The following is an 18586-nucleotide window of genomic DNA, read 5'->3' as shown; positions in this document are numbered from 1 at the left end:
CGCCGCTTTCGCGGCGCTTTTACGAGAGAATCGCCATGCATCAGACTTCGCCCGCCCCCTGGCCGCTGGCCGAACTGGAGCGACTGGAGCGAGACGAGTTCGTCGCCCGCCTGGGCGGCGTCTACGAGCATTCGTCGTGGGTCGCCGAGCTCGCCCACCGCGAGCGCCCCTTTGGTGACTTCGAGACCCTGGTGGAGAGGTTTCGCCACCAGGTCGCCGTCGCCTCGGTCGAGGCCAAGCGGGCGCTGGTTCTGGCCCACCCCGAGCTTGGCGGCCGCAGGCTTGAGTCGTTGACCCTGGACTCCCAGCGCGAACAGCGCGGTGCCGGTCTGAGCGAGGCGAGCAGCGCCAAGATCGAGCGAATGACCGAGCTCAACCGCGCCTATCGGGAGCGCCACGGTTTTCCCTTCATCATTGCAGTGGCCGGGCTCGACGCCGATCGGATCCTGGCGGAAATGGAGCGCCGCCTGCCGCGTGAATCCGACCAGGAGTTCACCGAGGCGCTGGCGCAGATCGACCGCATCGCACGGCTTCGGCTGAGCCAGCTGGTCGCATGAACGCACCGATCCGCCGCGCGCGGCGGATCGGTGCGAGCTCAGTCGCAGCGCCGCGCCAGTGCCAGTACCGAGGCCTCGAGCGCGTCGATGGCGCGAGCGACATCCTGCTGGCTCACCGCCTCGTCGGGATGATGGCTGATTCCGCCTGCGCAGCGCACGAAGAGCATTCCCACCTCGGTAAGCGCACCGACTGCCATGGCGTCGTGGCCTGCGCCGCTGAACAGACGCAGCGGCGCCGTGTCGCCGGTGGCGCGAATACCCTCGGCGACGATCTCCTGAAGCCGCGGGGAGCAGAGCTGAGCCGATGCCCGGTGGGTCTCCCGGCGACTCACCGACACTCCCCGGGCCTCACCGATCCGCGACAGGGTCTCATCGATCGCATGCCAGACGCGGTCACGAGTGGCATCCTCCTCTCCACGCAGGTCGATGGAAAAATCGACCCGGCCGGGAATCACATTGACCGCCCCCGGGGAGACAGTGAGCTGGCCCACGGTACCGACACAGCCGGCCGCCCGCGATAGCGTCTCGATCGACAACACTGCTTCGCTGGCGGCACACAGCGCATCGTGACGCAGCGCGAACGGGTTGGTACCCGCGTGCCCGGCCTGCCCCTCCAGGGTGACGGCGAAACGACGGGCACCCGCGATCGAGGTGACCACCCCGAGCGCGCGGTCACGCGCCTCCAGCACCGGCCCCTGCTCGATATGGACCTCCAGGTAGCCTATCAGCGATGCGGGATCCCGCGCCGCTTCGCCGACACGTGCGGGATCGAGGCCGAACGCTGAAAACGCCTGCTCGAGACTGATTCCCTTGGCGTCGGTCAGCTGCCACCAATCGGGGTCCCAGCTGCCCGCCAGCGCCCGGCTGCCGAGCAGTGTAGCGCCAAAGCGAGTGCCCTCCTCGTCGGCGAAGCCCGCGAGCTCCACGGCAAAGGGCAGCTGGCGCTTGTCGCGCTTGAGCCGGCCGATCACCGCGATCGCGACCAGCACGCCGAGAATGCCGTCGTAGCGGCCGGCATGGGGCACCGTGTCGAGGTGAGAAGCGAGCAGCAAGGCGGGCATGCCAGGACGGCGCCCCTCCAAACGGGCGCAGAGATTGCCGGCCGCATCCTGCCAGGTGCGCATACCCGCTGACTCGGCCCACTCGCCGACCAACTGGTTGGCCCGCGCATGTTCGCTTGAGAGATAGACCCGCTCGATACCGTCTTCGAGACTCGAGAGGGTCGCCAGACGATCGCAGCCGGCGAGTACCGCCTGGGCGTCGAGCATCATCCGTTTCGCTCCTGTTGGTAGATTTCCTGGGCAGCGCCCACGCCACCGCCGCCGGTGACCGGGACACCGGCCTGTCGAAGCACCTGCTCGAGGGCGGCAAGCGTGGTCAGCACGGTATCCTTGCGTGCGTTGTAGCCCATCGTACCGATACGCCAGATGCGCCCGTGGAGCGGGCCGAAAGAGGTGCCGATCTCGATCGCATAGTCACTGAGCAGCGCCCCGCGCAGCGCCTCTCCATCCACGCCATCCGGGATGTAGACCCCGACGACGTTGTTCATCTTGTGCTCGACATCGCCGAATACTTCGAGCCCGAGACCGATGACCCCTGCCAGCATCGCCGAACCATGCAGACGGTGGCGCTCGATCGCGCTCTGGATTCCCTCCTCGACCAGCAGCCGAGCGCATTCGCGCGCGCCGTACAGCATGGTGGTCGCCTCGGTATGGTGATTGAGGCGCTTCTCGCTCCAGTAGTCGAGGATCATCGCCAGGTCGAAGTAGTTGGAGCGGATACGCCGAGCGCAGCCCGCTGCTTCGCCCTCGCCGCGCAGCCCGGCCTCGACGCTGGCGCGCGAGCGGATCCGCTCGACGGCACGCGGGGAGAGCGAGATCGGAGAGCTGCCGGCCGGGCCAGCAAGGCACTTCTGGAGCCCAGCGGTCGCCGCATCGACACCCCAAGCGTCCATCTCGAAGGCATTGCCCCCGAGCGATGCGGTGACGTCCGTGTAGAAAAGTACGTCATGACGGCGGCAGATCTCGCCGATCTCGTCGAGTGGCTGGCACATGGTGGTCGAGGTATCGCCCTGGACCAGGGCGAGCACCTTAGGCCGGGTCTCGACGATCGCCCGCTCGATCGCCTCACTGGTGAAGACCGCGCCCCACTCCACCTCGCGCAGCACTACCTCGGCCTGGCAACGTTCGGCGATCTCGCGCAGCAGATGGCCGAATCGCCCGAACACCGGCACCAGCACCCGGTCACCCGGCTCGATCAGCGATATCAGCGCCGCTTCGATTCCCGCGCGCGACGTGCCATCGATGACCAGCGTCGCCTCATTGCCGGTGCGGAACACCTCGCGATAGAGCGCCATGGTCTCATTCATGTAGGCGGTCATCACCGGATCGTACTGACCCACCAGCTGGGCCGACATCGCCCTCAGCACGCGGGGGTCGGCATTGATCGGACCAGGCCCCATCAGCAGACGGTGAGGGGGATCTATCGGGCGAGTCAGCATCGGTCGAATGCTCCGGCAGAAGGGTCGATGAGGATGGACGCGACCCATTCGAAGCCGGCCGCGAAAAATACACAGGTTTCAGCAAATACTATAACGGAAACCTTCGTTTCAAAAGCATCCAGGAGATTTCCATTCCACCCATGAACGACGCCGGCGTCCAGTCTCCAAGGGACCCCAGCACGAAAAAGGCCACGGCATTGCCGTGGCCCGTAAGGGTGGAGCGAAAAGCGATATGACTTCAGTGGCTGGGCGTCTGCCCTCCAGCTGGCGTCTCGCCATCCCCACCGTTTTTCACTTGGTGGTTGGTATCCTTGCCGCGCTTCTTCGCCACCCAAACCTGAGCGTGGGCAATCATCGCATAGCAGGAAGGCACGAAGATGCTCGCCAGGATGGCGACCGACAGCATCCCACCCACCACCGTGGTCCCGATGTGATGGCTGCTGGTATCGCTCGCGCCACTGGCCAGCGCCAGGGGCAGTACGCCGAAGATGAACGCGAGCGAGGTCATCACGATCGGACGAAAACGCAGATGGGCGGCTTCGATCGCGGCCTGGGAAATGGTCAAGCCCCGGTCCTTTCGCTGCAGCTCGGCGAATTCGACGATCAGGATCGCGTTCTTCGCCGCCAGCCCCACGACCACCAGCAACCCTACCTCGACATAGACGCTGACATCGAGCCCCCGCAGGTAGACCGCCACTACCGCGCCGAAGAAGGCGAACGGCACCGCGGTGATGACCGCCAGCGGCGTGGTCCAGCTCTCGTACTGGGCGGCGAGGATCAAAAACACCATCAGCAGGCCGAAGATCACGGCCAGGAACGCGGCGTCTCCGGTGTTGACCTCCTGGTAGGTGGTGCCACTCCACTCCATCGTCCAACCGCTGCCGAGCGTCTCCTGCACCACCTGCTCCATCGCCTCGACCGCCTGGCCCGAGCTGTAGCCGGGAGCCGGACTACCCTGGAACTTGGCCGCCGAATAGACGTTGAAGCGAGTCACCACCGAGGGCGCGTTCTGCCGCTCGAGGGTGACGAACTCCGAGATCGGAATCCGGTCACCGGTGGTGCTGCTGCGCACGTAGATCCGGTTGAGGTCCTCGGGCGTGCTGCGGAAGTCATCCTCGTTTTGCAGGTAGACCTGGAAGTTGCGCCCCTGATAGGTGAAGTAGTTGACGAACGCGTTACCCAGCGTGCTCGACAGCGTGCTGTTCAGATCGGTGAGAGAAACACCGTAGCCGGTCGCTTTCTCCTGGTCGATGCTCGCACGGTACGAAGGCACGCTGACGTCGAAGGTAGTGAACACCTGGGCCAGCTCAGGACGCTGGTTGGCCGCCTGCATCACCTGTATCGACGCCTGGCTGAGCTCGTCGCTGGACGCGCCCTGCAGCGAGGTGAGGAAGCCCTCGAAGCCGCCGGTGGTCGAGAGACCCAGGATCGGCGGCATGTTGAACGCCATCGCGGTGCCACCAGGGGTACTCGCCCCGGCCTGCATCACCTGCCCGATCAACTGCTCGACCGCGACGTCACGCTGATCCCAAGGATTCAGACTGATGAACATGACCCCGCGCGCGGTGTTGACCGCCTGAGAGAGCATGTCGTAACCGGCGATCGCCGCCACCGAGCGGACGCCCGGCATCTCTTCGATCTTATCGCTCAGCGTGGCCATGTATTCCTGGGTGCGAGCCACCGAGGAGCCGTTGGGCAGGTTGATCGCGGTGATGAACACCCCTTGGTCGGTCTCCGGAATCAGCGTGGTCGGAGACTGCTCGTAGAGCCAGAACGAGAAGGCGGTGAGCGCGACCATGATCGCGATGGTGGCGAGCCAGAAGCGCACGAACAGGCGAACCATCCACAGATACACCTGGGTGATCTTCTCGAACACCCGGTCGAATATCTTGAACGGCGCCTTGAGCACCCGGGTCACCACGTTGTCGCGCTGATCGCTCTTGCGCTGCAGCAGGATCGACGACATCGACGGAGTGAAGGTCAGCGCGACCAGCGCGGAAATCGCTACCGATATCGCGATGGTGATCGCGAACTGCTGGTAGATCTGCCCGGTCAAGCCGCCGAGGAACCCCACCGGCACGAACACCGAAGCCATGATGAACGAGGTCGCGATGATCGGCCCGCCCACCTCACGCATCGCTTCGATGGTCGCATCGTGGATCGATATCTCATCGTCCTCTTCGATGATCCTCTCGATGTTCTCGACCACCAGTATCGCGTCGTCGACAACGATACCGATCGCCAGGATCATCCCGAACAGCGAGAGCAGGTTGATCGAGAAGTCGAGCAGGTACATCCCCGCGAAAGTGCCGACTACCGATATCGGTACTACCGACATCGCGATCACCGTGGTGCGCCAGTTCTGCAGGAACACGAACACGATCACCGCGACCAGGATCAGCGCTTCGATGAAGGTATGGGTCACCGACTCGATCGAGGCATTGATGAACAGCGTGGTGTCGTAGGGCACCTCATAGTTCAGTCCCGGCGGGAATCGCTGGGCGAGATCGGCCATCAACGTCTTGACGCGCTCCGCGGTCTGCACCGCGTTGGCACCGGGCTGCTGGTTGATGATGATCGGCGCCATGGCGGCGCCGTTGAGCCGCGCGTCGATACCGTAGAACGATGCGCCCAGCTCGATCCGGGCGACATCGCGCAGACGCAGGGACGAGCCGTCGGCGTTGGTGCGCAGCAGGATGTTGCGGAACTCTTCGGCCGAGGTGAGTCGACCGCCCGCCGAGATGGTGTAGGTATAGGCGCGCGGGTTCGACTGCGGCGCGGCGGCGAGACTGCCCGCTGGAATCTCGGTGTTCTGCGCCTGGATGGCCGCCGACACCTCACTTGGGGTGAAGTCGTACTGGGCCAGCTTGTCCGGATCCATCCACACCCGCATGGCGAACTCGCCACCGCCGAGCACCTCGGCTTCACCGACGCCTTCGATCTGGCGCAGCTCGTCGAGGATGTTCAGCGTGGCGTAGTTCTGCATGAAGATGTTGTTGTACTGATCCGAGGTCAGCGACACCAGCATCAGGATGTCGCTCGAGCTCAGCTCGACCTGCACCCCCTGGGACTGCACCGATTCGGGCAGCTGAGAGAGCGCGCGCTGCACGCGGTTGTTGACGTTGATGGTATTGACGTCGCCATCCGAACCGATGGCGAAGCTGATCCGCATTTGCATCACGCCGTTGTCGGAGCTGGTCGAGGTCATGTAGAGCATGTTCTCGACGCCGTTGATCTCCTGGGCGATCGGCGCGGCCACCGTCTCGGCGACGGTCTCGGCATTCGCCCCTGGGAACGTGGCCTGCACCGAAACCTCGGGCGGCACCACCTCCGGGTACTGGGCGATCGGCAGGATCCGCATCGCCATCAACCCGACCAGCGTAATGATGATCGAGATGACGGAGGCGAAGACCGGCCTATTGATGAAGAAGTTGGAAATATTCATCCGCGGTCCCGTTACTCGCTGTCTGCGTCGTCGGAGGACTCGTCCGCGCCCTGCTGGGCCGAGCGCTGGTCAGGGTTGCCATCGAATGGCTGCGGATCGATTCGATCACCGACGTTGAGGCCACCAGGATCGCTGACGACGACACGGTCACCGCGCTGCAGGCCTTCGCTGATGATCTGCCAATGACCGGCAACCTCGCCCGGCACCACGGAGCGCGAGGTGATCGAGTTGTTGTCGTCGAGAACGTACAGCTGCGGTCCCATCAAGCCCTGGGTGACCGCGATCTCGGGTACCGCGAAGACGTCGAAGCGCATCAGATCCTGGAGCCGGACGCGAACGAACTGTCCGGGCAGGAAGATGCCATCCGGGTTCGAGAAGCGTGCGCGCGCCTGGACGCTGCTGGTACCCTCGTCGACCCGTGCACCGATGAAGTCGAGGGTTCCATCGAGCTGGGCGGACTGGCCGACGGCGCTGGGCACCTCGAGGTTCGCCCGAACCGGCGGCGTGCCGCTGCGGCTCTGTTGCTGGCGCAGCTGCATCGCATCCGACTGGGGCAGCTGGAAGCGAACCTCGAGCGGATCGAGCGGCGTCACCGTGGCGAGTTCGGTGCCCGAACTGACCAGGTTACCGACGTTGACTTCGTTGAGACTGACCAGCCCGCTGACCGGCGCGCGGACGGTGGTGTAGTCGAGATCGATCTGGGCACTTTCGAGCGCGGCGCGCGCCTGTTCGACCGCGGCGCGAGAGGTCTCGAAGGTGTTGGACGCGGTGTCACGCTGCTGAGCACTGATCGCGCCGCGCTGGAACAGCTGCTGATAGCGCTGGTTGTCGCGCTGGGCATTGCTGAGGTCAGCCTGCGCACTGGCGAGGTTGGCACGCTGCTGGGCCACCGCGGCGGCGTAGGTGGCGCGTTCGATGGTGAACAGCGGATCTCCCTTCTCCACCAGCTGGCCCGGCTGGAAGTGCTGCTCCTCGAGCACGCCCTGAACCCGCGCCAGCACGCTCGCCGCGGTGTCGCTGCGGATCATCGCGGGATAGGACTTGTCGAGTTCGATGTTTCGCGAGGAGATCTGGTAGACCTGCGCCGGATGGGCGGGGGCCTCCTGCTGACCCTGCTGCTGTTGCTGATTGCCGTCGTTACCGCAGCCTGCGGTGGCGAGCGCGATGAACCCGGCCAATCCCCACGCCGTGCGCTTGGCTTTGATTATCTGGAGCATGATCCCTTCGCTTCTTGATGGAGTGTGCCCAACGGAAGAGTTCGCAGCATCACGGAAGCGGCGATGCCAGACCAAGGTAGCACTAAGTGGACGTCTACAGTGGTGAGAACTTGTGCACGAGATTTTAGATGCAATCATGTATGTATGTAAACCAAGTGCGCTATCATGAACGCAGTACATGCCCAGACGATGGAAGGACGATGGCAAGACGCACCAAGGCAGAGGCCGAAGCCACTCGATCGATACTGCTCGACGCAGCCGAGGAGATATTCTTCGAGAAAGGGGTCTCGACAACGTCGCTCGAACAGATCGCTCGCCGTGCGGGAATGACTCGCGGTGCAGTGTACTGGCATTTCGAGAACAAAGTATCACTGCTCGAAGCGCTGATCGACCGGGCCAAGCTCCCACTGCAGCAGATGCTCGACGACCTCACCGACGAAGGCCTTCGCGACCATCCGATCGAAGGGCTGAAGGCGGTGCTCAAGCTGGCGATGAGCCGCTGCGAAGAGCCCCGCTATCGACGCATATATACCATCATCGTCTATCGCTGCGAATTCTTCGACGAACTCTCATCCACCTGCCGTGAGAAGGACAGCGCCCGCGACACCCTGATGCTGATCCAGCGTCAGTTCGAGCGTGCCGACCGCGAAGGCCTGCTGGCCGAAGGCGTGCCGCCGGACACGGCGGCACGCTTGGTGCACCTGGCGATGATGGGGGCGGTCTACGACTGGCTGCGTGCACCCGACAGCTATTCGCTCAGCGATGAGGGAGCGCGTGTCATCGATCTCTTGTTCTCTCGGCTCACGGTCTGACTCCCTGCGCATCAGCCCGGATGATGAACGGCGAGCCAATTGCGCAGCTTGACCATTGCTCGCCGATGGAGCTGGCATACCCTCGACTCGCTGACGCCCAAGCGCTCGCCTATCTGGCGCAGGCTCATCCCGTGTAGATGATGAAGCGACAGCGCTTCGCGCTCGCGGGGATCTTCGAGTGCGACCAGCGCTTCGCGCAGCAGACGTTTGCGCTCCTCCTCCAATAGCCGCTCGTCCGGTCCAGCCGTCGCCCCTGCCGGCGGCTCGATCTCGCCACCGCCCTCCTCCTGGTAAGCCAGCAATTGACCGCACTGGGCATCGTTCAGGTGGCGCTGGTAGGCGGCCAGCGGAATCTCCATCACCTCAGCGATTTCGCGCTCACGCACCGCGCCGCCGTAGCGCTGCTCCAGGCTCAGGCTGACTCGCTCCGCCTCCCGCGCCTGGCGCCGCACGCTGCGCGGCAGCCAGTCCCGGGAGCGCAGCTCATCGAGCATCGCGCCCTGGATGCGGCGGCTGGCATAGGTCTCAAAGCACGCACCCAGGCTGTCGTCGTAGCGCCGCTCCGCTTCGAGCAGTCCGAGCATCCCGGCTTGGATGAGATCGTCTAGCTCGACACTGAGCGGCAAGCGCGCCTGGACCTGCAATCTGCGTGCGGCGCAACGCACCATCTGCAGCAGTCGCTGATGGTGCGCGATACGTCCATGAGAGGATGCGAGTACGGAGGATGAAGACGAGACGCTGGACATGAAGACTCCCAATGACCGGTGGATGTCATTGGGATTGTCGAATCGTCGATGACCCGACCAAGGGTCATGAATCGGTGCTTTTGCGTCGTTTCATCGACTCAAGCACCGAGACTCGCGATCAGCTACCGAGCGTCATCGGCAGCCAGTAGTAGACCGCCAGGGTGATCACGATCACCGACAGCAGGTTGAGCCACACCCCGGCGCCCGCCATATCCTTGATGTCCAGCTCACCCGAACTGAACACCGCAGTGTTCGGCGGGGTCGCCACCGGCAGCATGTAGCAGGACCCCGCGGCCAGCGCCACCGCGGCCATCAACGGCAAGGGATCCATGCCGATCGCAGCGCCCAGCCCAACGCACAGGGGCAGCACCAGGTTGGCCACCGCTGTGTTGGAGAGGATCTCGGTCATCGCCAGCACGATCACGGTCAAAAGCGCGATCACGATGAAGGCGGTGTAGTTCTCGAGCATCGCCAGCGACTCGCCGATCCAGTCATTGACCCCCGCCTGGCCGAAGCTCGCCGCCAGCGCCAGGCCTCCGCCGAACAGGATAAGCACGCCCCACGGCAGCCCACGCATGTCTTCCCATTCGAGGATACGCTCGCCCGGCCTGCGGCTCGGCAGTGCGAAAAGCGCCACCGTCGCGGCCATCGATACCGCCGCGTCATGGAGAAAACCCAGACCGATGAATGACTTGAACACCCAGAGGAAGGCGGTGGCGACGAACACCACGGCGACGATCTTCTCCTCCCGGCCCATCGGTCCGAGGCCACGGCGCTCCCGCTTGATGAACTCGACGCTGCCGGCGGCCTGGTGAGCGACCCGGAACTTGAGCCGAGTGAGATAGAAGTAGAGGAACACCAGCATGATCAATGCGACCGGTCCGGCGAAGGCAAGCCACTGGGCGAAGGTCACCTCGCGCCCGAGCTGGTCGCGGGCAAGCGCGGAGAGCACTGCGTTGGGCACCGCGGCGACCAGCGTGGCGAGGCCTCCGATCGTCGCCGTGTAGGCCACCGCGAGCAGCAAGCTCTTGGCGAAGCAGCTCAAGTCGCGCCCGACAAGGATCTCCTTGTCACGCATCTCCCTGATCAGCGCTAACGCCACCGGCAGCATCATCAGCGCGGTCGCCGCATTGGAGATGAACATGGTCAAAAGCGCAGTCGAGAGCATCACCCCGAACACGATACGGTGGCTGGCGGTGCCGATGGCATCGATGATCGACAGCGCTATGCGCCGATGCAGGTTCCATTTCTGGATCGCCAGTGCCAGCACGAAGCCGCCCATGTACATGAACACCACCGGGTTGCCATAGGCAGGCGCGACCACGTCGATCGGCGCGGCCTGCAGCAGCGGCATCAGAAACAGCGGGATCAACGCGGTGGCGGCCATCGGCAGCGCCTCGGTGACCCAGTAGACCGCGATCAGCGCGGTACAGGCGAGCACCCCGCGGCCGGCATGGCCAAGCTGCTCTTCGGGCAGCAGCCAATAGACCAGCAGTGCGAGCAGCGGTCCTCCCAGGAGGCCGAGCAGGCGGGTGCGGGTATAGGCGCCAGGCGGCGTCGCCGCTTCCCCACTGGCATGCTCCGCGCCACGGGTCGTCGAGGTATTCATCTCAATGATGGCTCCGCTTCTCAATGTCCAGGCCAGACGCTCGGACGAAAGGGGCGGTTTATACCTGAGGCGAACGAGCCGCTGCCAGCGATCCATCTACCACTTTCGGCGCAGTCACAAGCTCAGCTAAGGAACCGTTTTCAGCCACGACATCGTAAATCCGAGTCCACCCTCCGGCCTGCCCCGCTTTCAGCGGGAGACACGCGCCAAAAGCTTAAGTCGGATTTAAACCAATGCGCTCGAGCAAGCCTGATGCCGAGGTCCTCACAGAGCCGGCTCGGCATCGATGCCGGGCACGACTGGAAAGCCGGCTCATTGGTCCCAGCCCAGCGGCGCATCGGCTCTCCCACCCGCGCGGGGTCGATGCCAACCTCCGGCGCACGCCACTTGCCAGCGACTTTGCCGCCGCGCGCGGCTTGGCCGTACAATGGCCGGCCAATACGCCAAATCACAGCTCCGCCGCCGAATGCGCCGGGGCTCACGCCGAGGGAATACCGGGTAGATGCGTGCCAGCCAACTCTTGATCTCGACTCTGAAGGAAACACCCGCCGACGCCGAGGTGGTCAGCCACCAGCTGATGCTGCGCGCAGGGATGATCCGTCGCCTCGCCTCCGGCCTCTATACTTGGCTTCCGATCGGCTTGCGCACGCTGCGCAAGGTCGAGCGTATCGTGCGCGAGGAGATGGATCGCGCCGGCGCCCAAGAGCTACTGATGCCGGCGGTACAGCCGGGCGAGCTATGGCAGGAGTCGGGCCGCTGGACCCAGTACGGTCCGGAGCTGCTCAGGCTCAAGGACCGCCATCAGCGCGATTTCTGCGTCGGCCCGACCCACGAAGAGGTGATCACCGACCTGGTGCGTCGCGAGATCAACTCCTACAAGCAGCTGCCGGTCAACTTCTACCAGATCCAGACCAAATTCCGTGACGAGATACGCCCACGCTTCGGGGTGATGCGCTCGCGCGAGTTCATCATGAAGGACGCCTACTCGTTCCATAGCGACCAGGCGTCCCTAGAAGTCACCTATCAGGCGATGTACGACGCCTATACCCGGATATTCACCCGGCTCGGCCTCGATTTTCGCGCGGTGATCGCCGACAACGGTTCGATCGGTGGCGAAGGCTCCCACGAGTTCCACGTCCTCGCCCAGTCCGGGGAGGATGCCGTGGTGTTTTCGACCGGCTCCAGCTACGCCGCCAACATGGAGAAGGCCGAAGCCTACTTCGAGCAGAGTGAGCGCCCGGCACCGAGCGAGGAGCTGCGTCTGGTCGACACGCCGGACGCCAAGACCATCGCTGCACTGGTCGAGAAGCATGGCCTTGCGATCGAGAAGACGGTCAAGACACTGATCGTCAAGGGCAGCGAAGACGGCCTGGTGGCACTGCTGGTCCGTGGCGACCATGAGCTCAACGAGGTCAAGGCCGAGCACCAGCCCGAAGTCGCCACGCCCTTGACCATGGCCAGCGACGAGGAAGTACGCGCCGCGGTCGGCGCCGGCTTCGGCTCCCTCGGGCCGGTGGGGCTTGAACTACCGATCGTGATCGACCGAGAGGTCGCTTTGATGACCGACTTCGGCGCCGGCGCCAACCGCGATGGCAAGCACTACTTCGGGATCAACTGGGAGCGCGACCTGCCGCTGCCGCGGATCGCCGACCTGCGCAACGTCGTCGAGGGCGACCGCGCCCCGGATGGACAGGGCACGCTCAAGATCGTACGCGGTATCGAGGTCGGCCACGTGTTCCAGCTCGGCGACAAGTACTCCAAGGCGATGAACGCCACGGTGCTCGACGAGCAAGGCAAGGCGCGGACACTGACGATGGGTTGCTACGGCATTGGCGTCACCCGGGTGGTAGCCGCGGCGATCGAGCAGAACCACGACGAAGCGGGAATCATCTGGACCGATGCGCTGGCGCCGTTCGAGGTGGTACTGGTGCCGATGAACGCGCACAAATCCGAACGCGTACGCCAGGCCAGCGAGGCGCTCTACACCGATCTCGTCGCCGCCGGCTTCGACGTGCTGCTCGATGACCGAGACCTGCGCCCGGGCAACAAGTTCGCCGACCTCGAACTGATCGGCATCCCCCATCGGGTGGTGATCGGCGATCGCGGCCTCGACAATGGCGAGCTCGAATACAAGGGCCGTCGCGATACCGACGCCACCATGGTGGCGCAGGCGGGAATCATCGACTTCCTGCGCGAACGCCTGAATCGCTGAGCCCTTCGCGAGCCGCCCGCGAGGGCGGCTCGTTCCGTTTCGCCGCTGCGCGTCGCGACACCGCGGCCCGCCGAGACCGATCGATGCCCGTCACGCCTATGTCGCGCAGATCCTGGCGCCAAACGCTTGCGGTCTATCGCCGCCCCGAAGTGCTGACCATGCTGTTCCTCGGCTTTTCGGCCGGCCTTCCTTTCCTGCTGGTGTTCTCGACGCTCGGCGCGAGGCTGCGCATGTCGGGAGTCGAGGTGGCGACGATCGGCTACTTTTCGTGGATCGGCATCCTCTATTCGATCAAGTTCTTCTGGGCGCCGGTGGTCGACCGGCTGCCGCTGCCGCTGCTGTGCCGCCTGCTCGGCCACCGACGAGGCTGGATGCTCGCCGCCCAAGCGCTGATCCTGCTCGGCCTGGTCGGCATGGCACTGGTCGAGCCCGCACACCACCTGCTGCTGATCGCCTGGCTGGCGCTGATGGTCGCCTTCGGCGCGGCGACCCAGGACATCGTGGTCGATGCCTTCAGGATCGAATCGGCCGAGGAGAGCCTGCAGGCGGCGATGTCCTCGGTCTACATCATCGGCTATCGCGGCGGGCTGCTCGCCGCGGGAGCCGGCGCACTGGCGCTGGCCGGCAACTACTCCTGGTCGATCGCCTACCTGGGCATGGCGGGGCTCGCCGTGGTCGGCATGCTCACCGTACTGCTGCGCCCCGAGCCACCACGCCCGCCGCTGGCCGCGCAGCTTGCCCGTGAACCCAAGGTGCGCGCCTTCCTGCGTCGCACCCGTGGCTGGCCGCGCACGCTGAAGCGAGCCGGCGCCTGGTGCGTCGGCGCGATCATCTGCCCGTTCACCGACTTCTTCACTCGCTTCGGCTGGTACGCCCTGGCGCTACTGGTATTCATCGGCCTGTTTCGAATCAGCGACCTGTCGATGGCCGCGATGGCCAATCCGCTCTACGTCGATCTCGGCTTCTCGGCCCAGCGGATCGGCGAGGTGACCGGGCTCTTCGGCCTCGCCATGACCTTGCTCGGCGGCGTGCTCGGTGGCCTGCTCGCCGCCCGCTACGGAGTACGTCCGCTGCTGTGGATCGCAGCGGCCTTGGTCGCTGCGACCAATCTATTGTTTGCCCAGCTGGCGCTCTCCGGCGCCAATCTATGGATGCTGGTGGTGACCATCACCGGCGACAACCTGACCAACGGCATGGCCAGCGCGATTTTCATCGCCTTTCTTTCCGGGCTCACCTCTCGTGCCTATACCGCCACCCAGTACGCGCTGTTCTCCTCGATCATGACCCTGCCGGGCAAGTTCATCGGTGGCTTCTCAGGGGCGCTGGTCGAGGCGATCGGCTATCCGAGCTTCTTCGTCTACGTCTCGCTGCTCGGGCTCCCCGCGGTGGCACTCGCGGCCTGGATCGCGCGGGATCGAAGATTCAGCGAGCCTGCCTCGACGTCTTAGAGGCTATTTCGACGTGCTTTTTCGACTCGCCACTGGCCAAGGGCCAACGGCGAGTCGAAGCTCCGCATGATTTGGGTTTCGACGGCGGGCTCGGATAGCAAGGGTCAGCCACGCGGCTGGACGAACTGCCTGAGCCAGGCGATCGCCCCCGGTGTCTCCATCCAGCGCTCACGCAGCAGCACCCGGTACTGCCAGGCCTGCGCGCGCGATCCCGGGCGCGCCAGTGCCTGATCGAAGCTCTCGGGCCGGGGGCGCGACTGGAGCATCAGGTTGATCATGTGGCGGTTGGCCCGCTGCACTCGACGAATCAGCTCCGCCGCTTCGGCCTGCCGGCCCAGCCGGTAGAGCGCCAGCGCGCGCCCCAGATAGAGGCCAAGCCAATCGGCGCTTTCAGCGTCGCTGGTCTCGGTCAGCGCCAGCGCATCGAGATCGCGCCCTTCGCGCAGAAGCTGCTCTAGCACCAATTCCCGCAGCCCGAGATTATCCTCACCGTCGAGCTTGAGCAGCCGCTCGGCGATCCGCCGCGAACGCTGCCGGTCACCGCGCTCCATACCGACCACCAGCGACAGACCGAACAGATAGATCGCCTGGTTGTCGCCCTCCTCCCAGAGGAACTGCCGACCCTGCCTTTCGATCCCCCCGAGCCAGCTTTCCAGACGCTTGGCCAGCGGCGCGAAGAACGGCTCGACCATCCAGGGCAGGCTGCCGAAGCGGCTGGAGAGCGCCATCGCCAGCTCCTGCAGCACCAGCGGGGAGCTCAGCCATTCAGGATGCTCGCTGAGCGCCAGCAGCCAGTCCGAAGCGTTGTGCCACAGATCATTGATCCCGTCCTGCTCCGGATCAGCGGGGCCCAGCTGCGATGACCACGCCGTGTAGTAGGCGCCATCGAGCTTGCTTGGCAGGTACTCGAGCCGCCCGGCCTGGTTGGCCACCAGGGTCGGCGGCAGTGCCGAGGGCAGCCGCGCCAGCGTGCTCCTCAGTCGCGACAGCGGCAGCGCCAGCTCCTCATCCGAGCTGATCAGCTCCTCGGCAAGCGTCCCGGCCGGATCGACCGCGAGTTCGTGAACGAAGCCCAGCTCAGCCGGGTCCACATCGCTGCTGCGCAGCAGTCGCCGATACCAGAAATCAGCCCGCTGGCGCGCCTTCTCCTGCTGGCCTTCCTGCAATAGCAGCATGGTTTCGAGATAGGCCAGCACCGGCGCATCGGGAATCGTGCGCAGCGCGCGCATGAAGGCATCGCGCGCGCTTTCCAGGTCGTCGCTCTCGAGATGGGCAAGCACCAATCGCTCGAGCGCCGCGCCGCGCAGGAAGGCAGGCCCGTGGCCCAGGGCCGAGTCGATCAGCGCAGCCTGCTTGCGGTGAAAGCCACGCTCTTGATAGAGCTCGGCGAGACGCTCGAAAGCGTACTCGGACTGCACCGGTGCCGGAACGTTATCGGCGCGGGCGAAGAGCGCTTCGAGCAGCAGCTGGGCGCGTCCGAGCTGGCCGCTCTCGGCGGCGATCACCCCCGCCTCGAGCAGTGCCTGGTCCGGGGCCAGCTCGCGCTCGAGCGCGGCGCGCAGGCGAGGTCCGCGCCACTGGCACAGCGACAGCATCCACATCAAATGAGCGGGAACGCCTCCCGGAAACGCCACCGTCGCACAGCATCGGCGATAAGGGTGGCCACTGTCGCACCAACAGGGCTCGTCCAGCGCCGGAGGCGCCAGCGGCTCGCAGGCGAAGTCGAGGCGCAGCAGCGGGGTCTGGTTCCAAAGCGGCGGCGCCAGCGCCTGGGCCAGCGCAAGATCGCCGCCGAGCAGCTCGGCACCCTCGCGCCGGGCCCAGCGCATCAGGCTCGGATAGCGCTCGTCGCGGCGTACCGCACTCAGCGCGCCGGAGGCGTAGCCGAGCAGATGATCCACCCAGGCGGCAAGCATGGCACCCTCCCATCGGCTGTTGGATCGCGCCAAGCCCCACCTTCCTCCTCGCACCTAGAGGAGTCAAACCATGGCGGTAGCGGGCGCATTGGTCGCAATGGTAACGTGCGCGTCTGTTCATGCCGAGGCTTTACCGACTCGGCCCTGCCGTTGGACTCTCGCGATGTCACTGCCGTTCAAACGCACGCCACGCGCGCGCATGGCCGAGGATACGCCACGGGTGCGCCTGGAGCGCGAAGGGCGCGATCGCATTCGCCGGATCAGCCAGGCGGTGGAGAAGGTACCCTGGAGCTCGAGCCTGCTCAACCTGCTGTGGATCGGCGGTCCGGTGACCTTCATCGGTGCGATCGGCGGCTACTACATCGGCTATGGTCATCTGCCGACCGTGGGCAACCTGCTGTTCTTCATCTTCTTCGCGGTGGTCACCAGCGTCGCCGGGATCCTCACCACCATAGTCAACAACTACCGTCACACCGGACGCTACCGCAAGGTCGAACGTCAGATCACCCGGGTCATAGATGCCCTGCCCGAGCTGATCATGATGACCCGCGATCTCGAGGTCGAGCGGCTGGAGGGGGATGCCCGCCGGCGCGAGGCGGCAATGATGCTGCTGCGCAAGCAGGATCTCTCCTCCGACGGCATCGAACTCGCGGTGCGCGAGCTGATCGGGGACACCGAGAGCGCACGGGCGCTGGCCGACATCGACACTTACCGGCGCATCGGGCTCAAGTCACGGATCAACGACCTGATCGCTGCCCACTCCGGCCACATCGAGCCGCAGCTCACCGAGCTCGGCGAGCTGGCCCCCGAAGCCGCGGCACTGCTGCGCGAGCGCTTCTACGGCCGCACGCCGGATCTGGACAGCGGGGTGCCCCGCGGCGAGAACTTCATCGAGCGGGTGCTGGCTGCGATCGAGCAGGATGACGAGCTGCTGATGACGCTCGCCGACGTCGAGGAGATGCTGACCCTTGCCTTCGAGCTGATCAACGGCCGCGAGATCCCAATGCTGGTGTTCGAATACCGCGGCCGCTGGCGGCTGGCCCAGGCATTGGATGCCCTGGAGCAGGCCAGGGCCCGTTACCGGATCAGCCAAGCGCTCGGCCTCTCCCGGCTCAAGGCGCTGACGGTCTATCTCGCCGAAGCGTCCGACACCCTGGTCGAGGATGCCGCCTCGGGGCTGCGCGCCGAGGTGCTGCTCGAACGTTCCCGCGAGGCGATCGAGGATCTCGCGGCGCGCGTCACCAAACTCGCCGCTGAACCCCAAGCCGACCGCGCCGCGCTGCGCGAGCAGGCCGACGTGCTCGCCAATGCCATGCGCCTGTTCCGTCATATGCGCGACGGCTACGACGAGGTCGGTCGCCACCATGCCACGCTGCTACGTGCCAGCCAGCGCTGGGAGCGGATCTCCTCACGCAGCTCCGACCAGGAAACCCGCCTGCGCCTCGGCCCGGGGCGACGTGGACTGCGCATCCGCGAGAGTGTGATCGTCCTCGACGACCACGCAAAGACCCAGATCTGCGCCCAGCTCGCTCGCCTGATCAGGCAGTTGCACGCACGCCCCAGCCTGCGCGCACGGCTGCCCCACGAGACCCCGCAGGCGGCGTTGAGCGTCGATACCGACAGCGCCAAGCGCTTGGCGATCGAGATCGCGCTGGCGCTGGAGCCCCATATCCACCTCTCTCGCCCCGAGGTGCAGCGGGCGATCAACTCGACCAATGCCGCCGATTTCACCAGCCTCGAGCCCGGCTACTCGGCCGCCACCAAGGCCGCGCTGGGCGCCGCGATGGTCAAGGAGGTCGACGACGATCTGTCGCGCAGCGCCGAGTCGCTCGCGCTCGCGCTGGTGCGCCACTACCAGGTCGAACTCGAACCGGCGGCGATCGAGTTCCTCCATCGCCAGTACGGCGCCCGCCAGGGCACCCTGGAGATGCTCTCGAAGTACGAGCAGTCGAGCCGCAGCCCGGTCAGCTTCCTCAGCCACCGAATGCCGCCGATCGGCCGTACGCCGCGTCACTGGTACCGTGCGTTGGTCATGGCGCGTCAGGCGTTCGACCGCTGAAATGCCGGCGAGACGGGCGCACGCGCCGGCCGTATACTGTACATAAGCCCATATCATCGGATCCC

General features: G+C 65.4%; 12 protein-coding genes. 5 read left to right on the top strand and 7 right to left on the bottom strand.

The genetic code is table 11. From position 1 onward, the window contains the following. Nucleotides 1-35 precede the first annotated feature (35 nt). Nucleotides 36-557: a 2-oxo-4-hydroxy-4-carboxy-5-ureidoimidazoline decarboxylase gene (uraD, locus tag A5892_RS11460; protein ID WP_064124461.1), complete on the top strand. Its 522-nt coding sequence runs from the start codon at nucleotides 36-38 to the stop codon at nucleotides 555-557. Nucleotides 558-595: 38 nt separating this feature from the next. On the opposite strand, the gene A5892_RS11455 is transcribed toward uraD, so the two are convergent. The 4 genes from A5892_RS11455 to A5892_RS11440 all read right to left on the bottom strand — a co-directional run bounded on the left by A5892_RS11455 (nucleotide 596) and on the right by A5892_RS11440 (nucleotide 7719). After that, nucleotides 596-1828 carry an allantoate amidohydrolase gene (locus A5892_RS11455; RefSeq protein ID WP_064122914.1) on the bottom strand — a complete coding sequence of 411 codons (1233 nt, stop codon included), beginning with the start codon at nucleotides 1826-1828 and terminating at the stop codon, nucleotides 596-598. Then, on the bottom strand, nucleotides 1825-3057 hold the full coding sequence (locus A5892_RS11450) for a pyridoxal-phosphate-dependent aminotransferase family protein (RefSeq protein WP_064122913.1): 1233 nt from the start codon (nucleotides 3055-3057) through the stop codon (nucleotides 1825-1827). The genes A5892_RS11455 and A5892_RS11450 overlap by 4 nt, the downstream gene beginning before the upstream one ends. Before the next feature lie 238 nt (nucleotides 3058-3295). Further along, a complete protein-coding gene (locus A5892_RS11445) occupies nucleotides 3296-6502 on the bottom strand; it encodes an efflux RND transporter permease subunit (protein ID WP_064122912.1) in 3207 nt (1068 codons plus the stop codon). Between the two features lie 11 nt (nucleotides 6503-6513). Next, complete coding sequence (locus tag A5892_RS11440) at nucleotides 6514-7719, bottom strand: efflux RND transporter periplasmic adaptor subunit (protein WP_064122911.1); 1206 nt, start codon at nucleotides 7717-7719, stop codon at nucleotides 6514-6516. Nucleotides 7720-7919: 200 nt separating this feature from the next. Between A5892_RS11440 and A5892_RS11435 the strand changes: the two genes are divergently transcribed. Then, on the top strand, nucleotides 7920-8531 hold the full coding sequence (locus tag A5892_RS11435) for a TetR family transcriptional regulator (protein WP_064122910.1): 612 nt from the start codon (nucleotides 7920-7922) through the stop codon (nucleotides 8529-8531). A gap of 11 nt (nucleotides 8532-8542) precedes the next feature. Here the strand turns inward: A5892_RS11435 and fliA are convergent, their stop codons facing one another. Further along, nucleotides 8543-9277 carry an RNA polymerase sigma factor FliA gene (fliA, locus tag A5892_RS11430; protein ID WP_064122909.1) on the bottom strand — a complete coding sequence of 245 codons (735 nt, stop codon included), beginning with the start codon at nucleotides 9275-9277 and terminating at the stop codon, nucleotides 8543-8545. 118 nt (nucleotides 9278-9395) lie between these two features. After that, nucleotides 9396-10886, bottom strand: coding sequence for an SLC13 family permease (locus A5892_RS11425; RefSeq protein WP_082890418.1), 1491 nt, complete (start codon nucleotides 10884-10886; stop codon nucleotides 9396-9398). A gap of 502 nt (nucleotides 10887-11388) precedes the next feature. Between A5892_RS11425 and A5892_RS11420 the strand changes: the two genes are divergently transcribed. Further along, nucleotides 11389-13098 carry a proline--tRNA ligase gene (locus A5892_RS11420; RefSeq protein WP_064122908.1) on the top strand — a complete coding sequence of 570 codons (1710 nt, stop codon included), beginning with the start codon at nucleotides 11389-11391 and terminating at the stop codon, nucleotides 13096-13098. A gap of 83 nt (nucleotides 13099-13181) precedes the next feature. Continuing rightward, nucleotides 13182-14546: an AmpG family muropeptide MFS transporter gene (locus A5892_RS11415; protein WP_064122907.1), complete on the top strand. Its 1365-nt coding sequence runs from the start codon at nucleotides 13182-13184 to the stop codon at nucleotides 14544-14546. A 104-nt stretch (nucleotides 14547-14650) separates the two neighbouring features. Here A5892_RS11415 and A5892_RS11410 read toward each other — a convergent pair whose 3' ends face one another. Next, entirely contained in the window at nucleotides 14651-16462 is a 1812-nt protein-coding gene (locus A5892_RS11410; RefSeq protein ID WP_064122906.1) for an SEC-C domain-containing protein, read from the bottom strand. A gap of 163 nt (nucleotides 16463-16625) precedes the next feature. On the opposite strand from A5892_RS11410, the gene A5892_RS11405 reads away from it, so the two are divergent. After that, nucleotides 16626-18521, top strand: a complete 1896-nt coding sequence (locus A5892_RS11405) for a hypothetical protein (protein WP_064122905.1) — start codon at nucleotides 16626-16628, stop codon at nucleotides 18519-18521. Nucleotides 18522-18586 lie beyond the last annotated feature (65 nt).

It is taken from the genome of Halotalea alkalilenta, assembly GCF_001648175.1.
GTDB lineage: Bacteria > Pseudomonadota > Gammaproteobacteria > Pseudomonadales > Halomonadaceae > Halotalea > Halotalea alkalilenta_A.
The sequence above is the reverse complement of the archived record's forward strand: the minus strand, read 5'-3'. Positions and strand labels throughout refer to the sequence as shown.

Excerpts from the sequence above, each read along its gene's own strand:
- A5892_RS11455 (WP_064122914.1), bottom strand. The coding sequence starts at position 1,828 with ATGATGCTCGACGCCCAGGCGGTACTCGCCGGCTGCGATCGTCTGGCG.
- A5892_RS11415 (WP_064122907.1), top strand. The coding sequence starts at position 13,182 with ATGCCCGTCACGCCTATGTCGCGCAGATCCTGGCGCCAAACGCTTGCG.
- uraD (WP_064124461.1), top strand. The coding sequence starts at position 36 with ATGCATCAGACTTCGCCCGCCCCCTGGCCGCTGGCCGAACTGGAGCGA.
- A5892_RS11435 (WP_064122910.1), top strand. The coding sequence starts at position 7,920 with ATGGCAAGACGCACCAAGGCAGAGGCCGAAGCCACTCGATCGATACTG.
- fliA (WP_064122909.1), bottom strand. The coding sequence starts at position 9,277 with ATGTCCAGCGTCTCGTCTTCATCCTCCGTACTCGCATCCTCTCATGGA.
- A5892_RS11425 (WP_082890418.1), bottom strand. The coding sequence starts at position 10,886 with ATGAATACCTCGACGACCCGTGGCGCGGAGCATGCCAGTGGGGAAGCG.
- A5892_RS11440 (WP_064122911.1), bottom strand. The coding sequence starts at position 7,719 with ATGCTCCAGATAATCAAAGCCAAGCGCACGGCGTGGGGATTGGCCGGG.
- A5892_RS11450 (WP_064122913.1), bottom strand. The coding sequence starts at position 3,057 with ATGCTGACTCGCCCGATAGATCCCCCTCACCGTCTGCTGATGGGGCCT.
- A5892_RS11420 (WP_064122908.1), top strand. The coding sequence starts at position 11,389 with ATGCGTGCCAGCCAACTCTTGATCTCGACTCTGAAGGAAACACCCGCC.
- A5892_RS11445 (WP_064122912.1), bottom strand. The coding sequence starts at position 6,502 with ATGAATATTTCCAACTTCTTCATCAATAGGCCGGTCTTCGCCTCCGTC.
- A5892_RS11405 (WP_064122905.1), top strand. The coding sequence starts at position 16,626 with ATGTCACTGCCGTTCAAACGCACGCCACGCGCGCGCATGGCCGAGGAT.
- A5892_RS11410 (WP_064122906.1), bottom strand. The coding sequence starts at position 16,462 with ATGCTTGCCGCCTGGGTGGATCATCTGCTCGGCTACGCCTCCGGCGCG.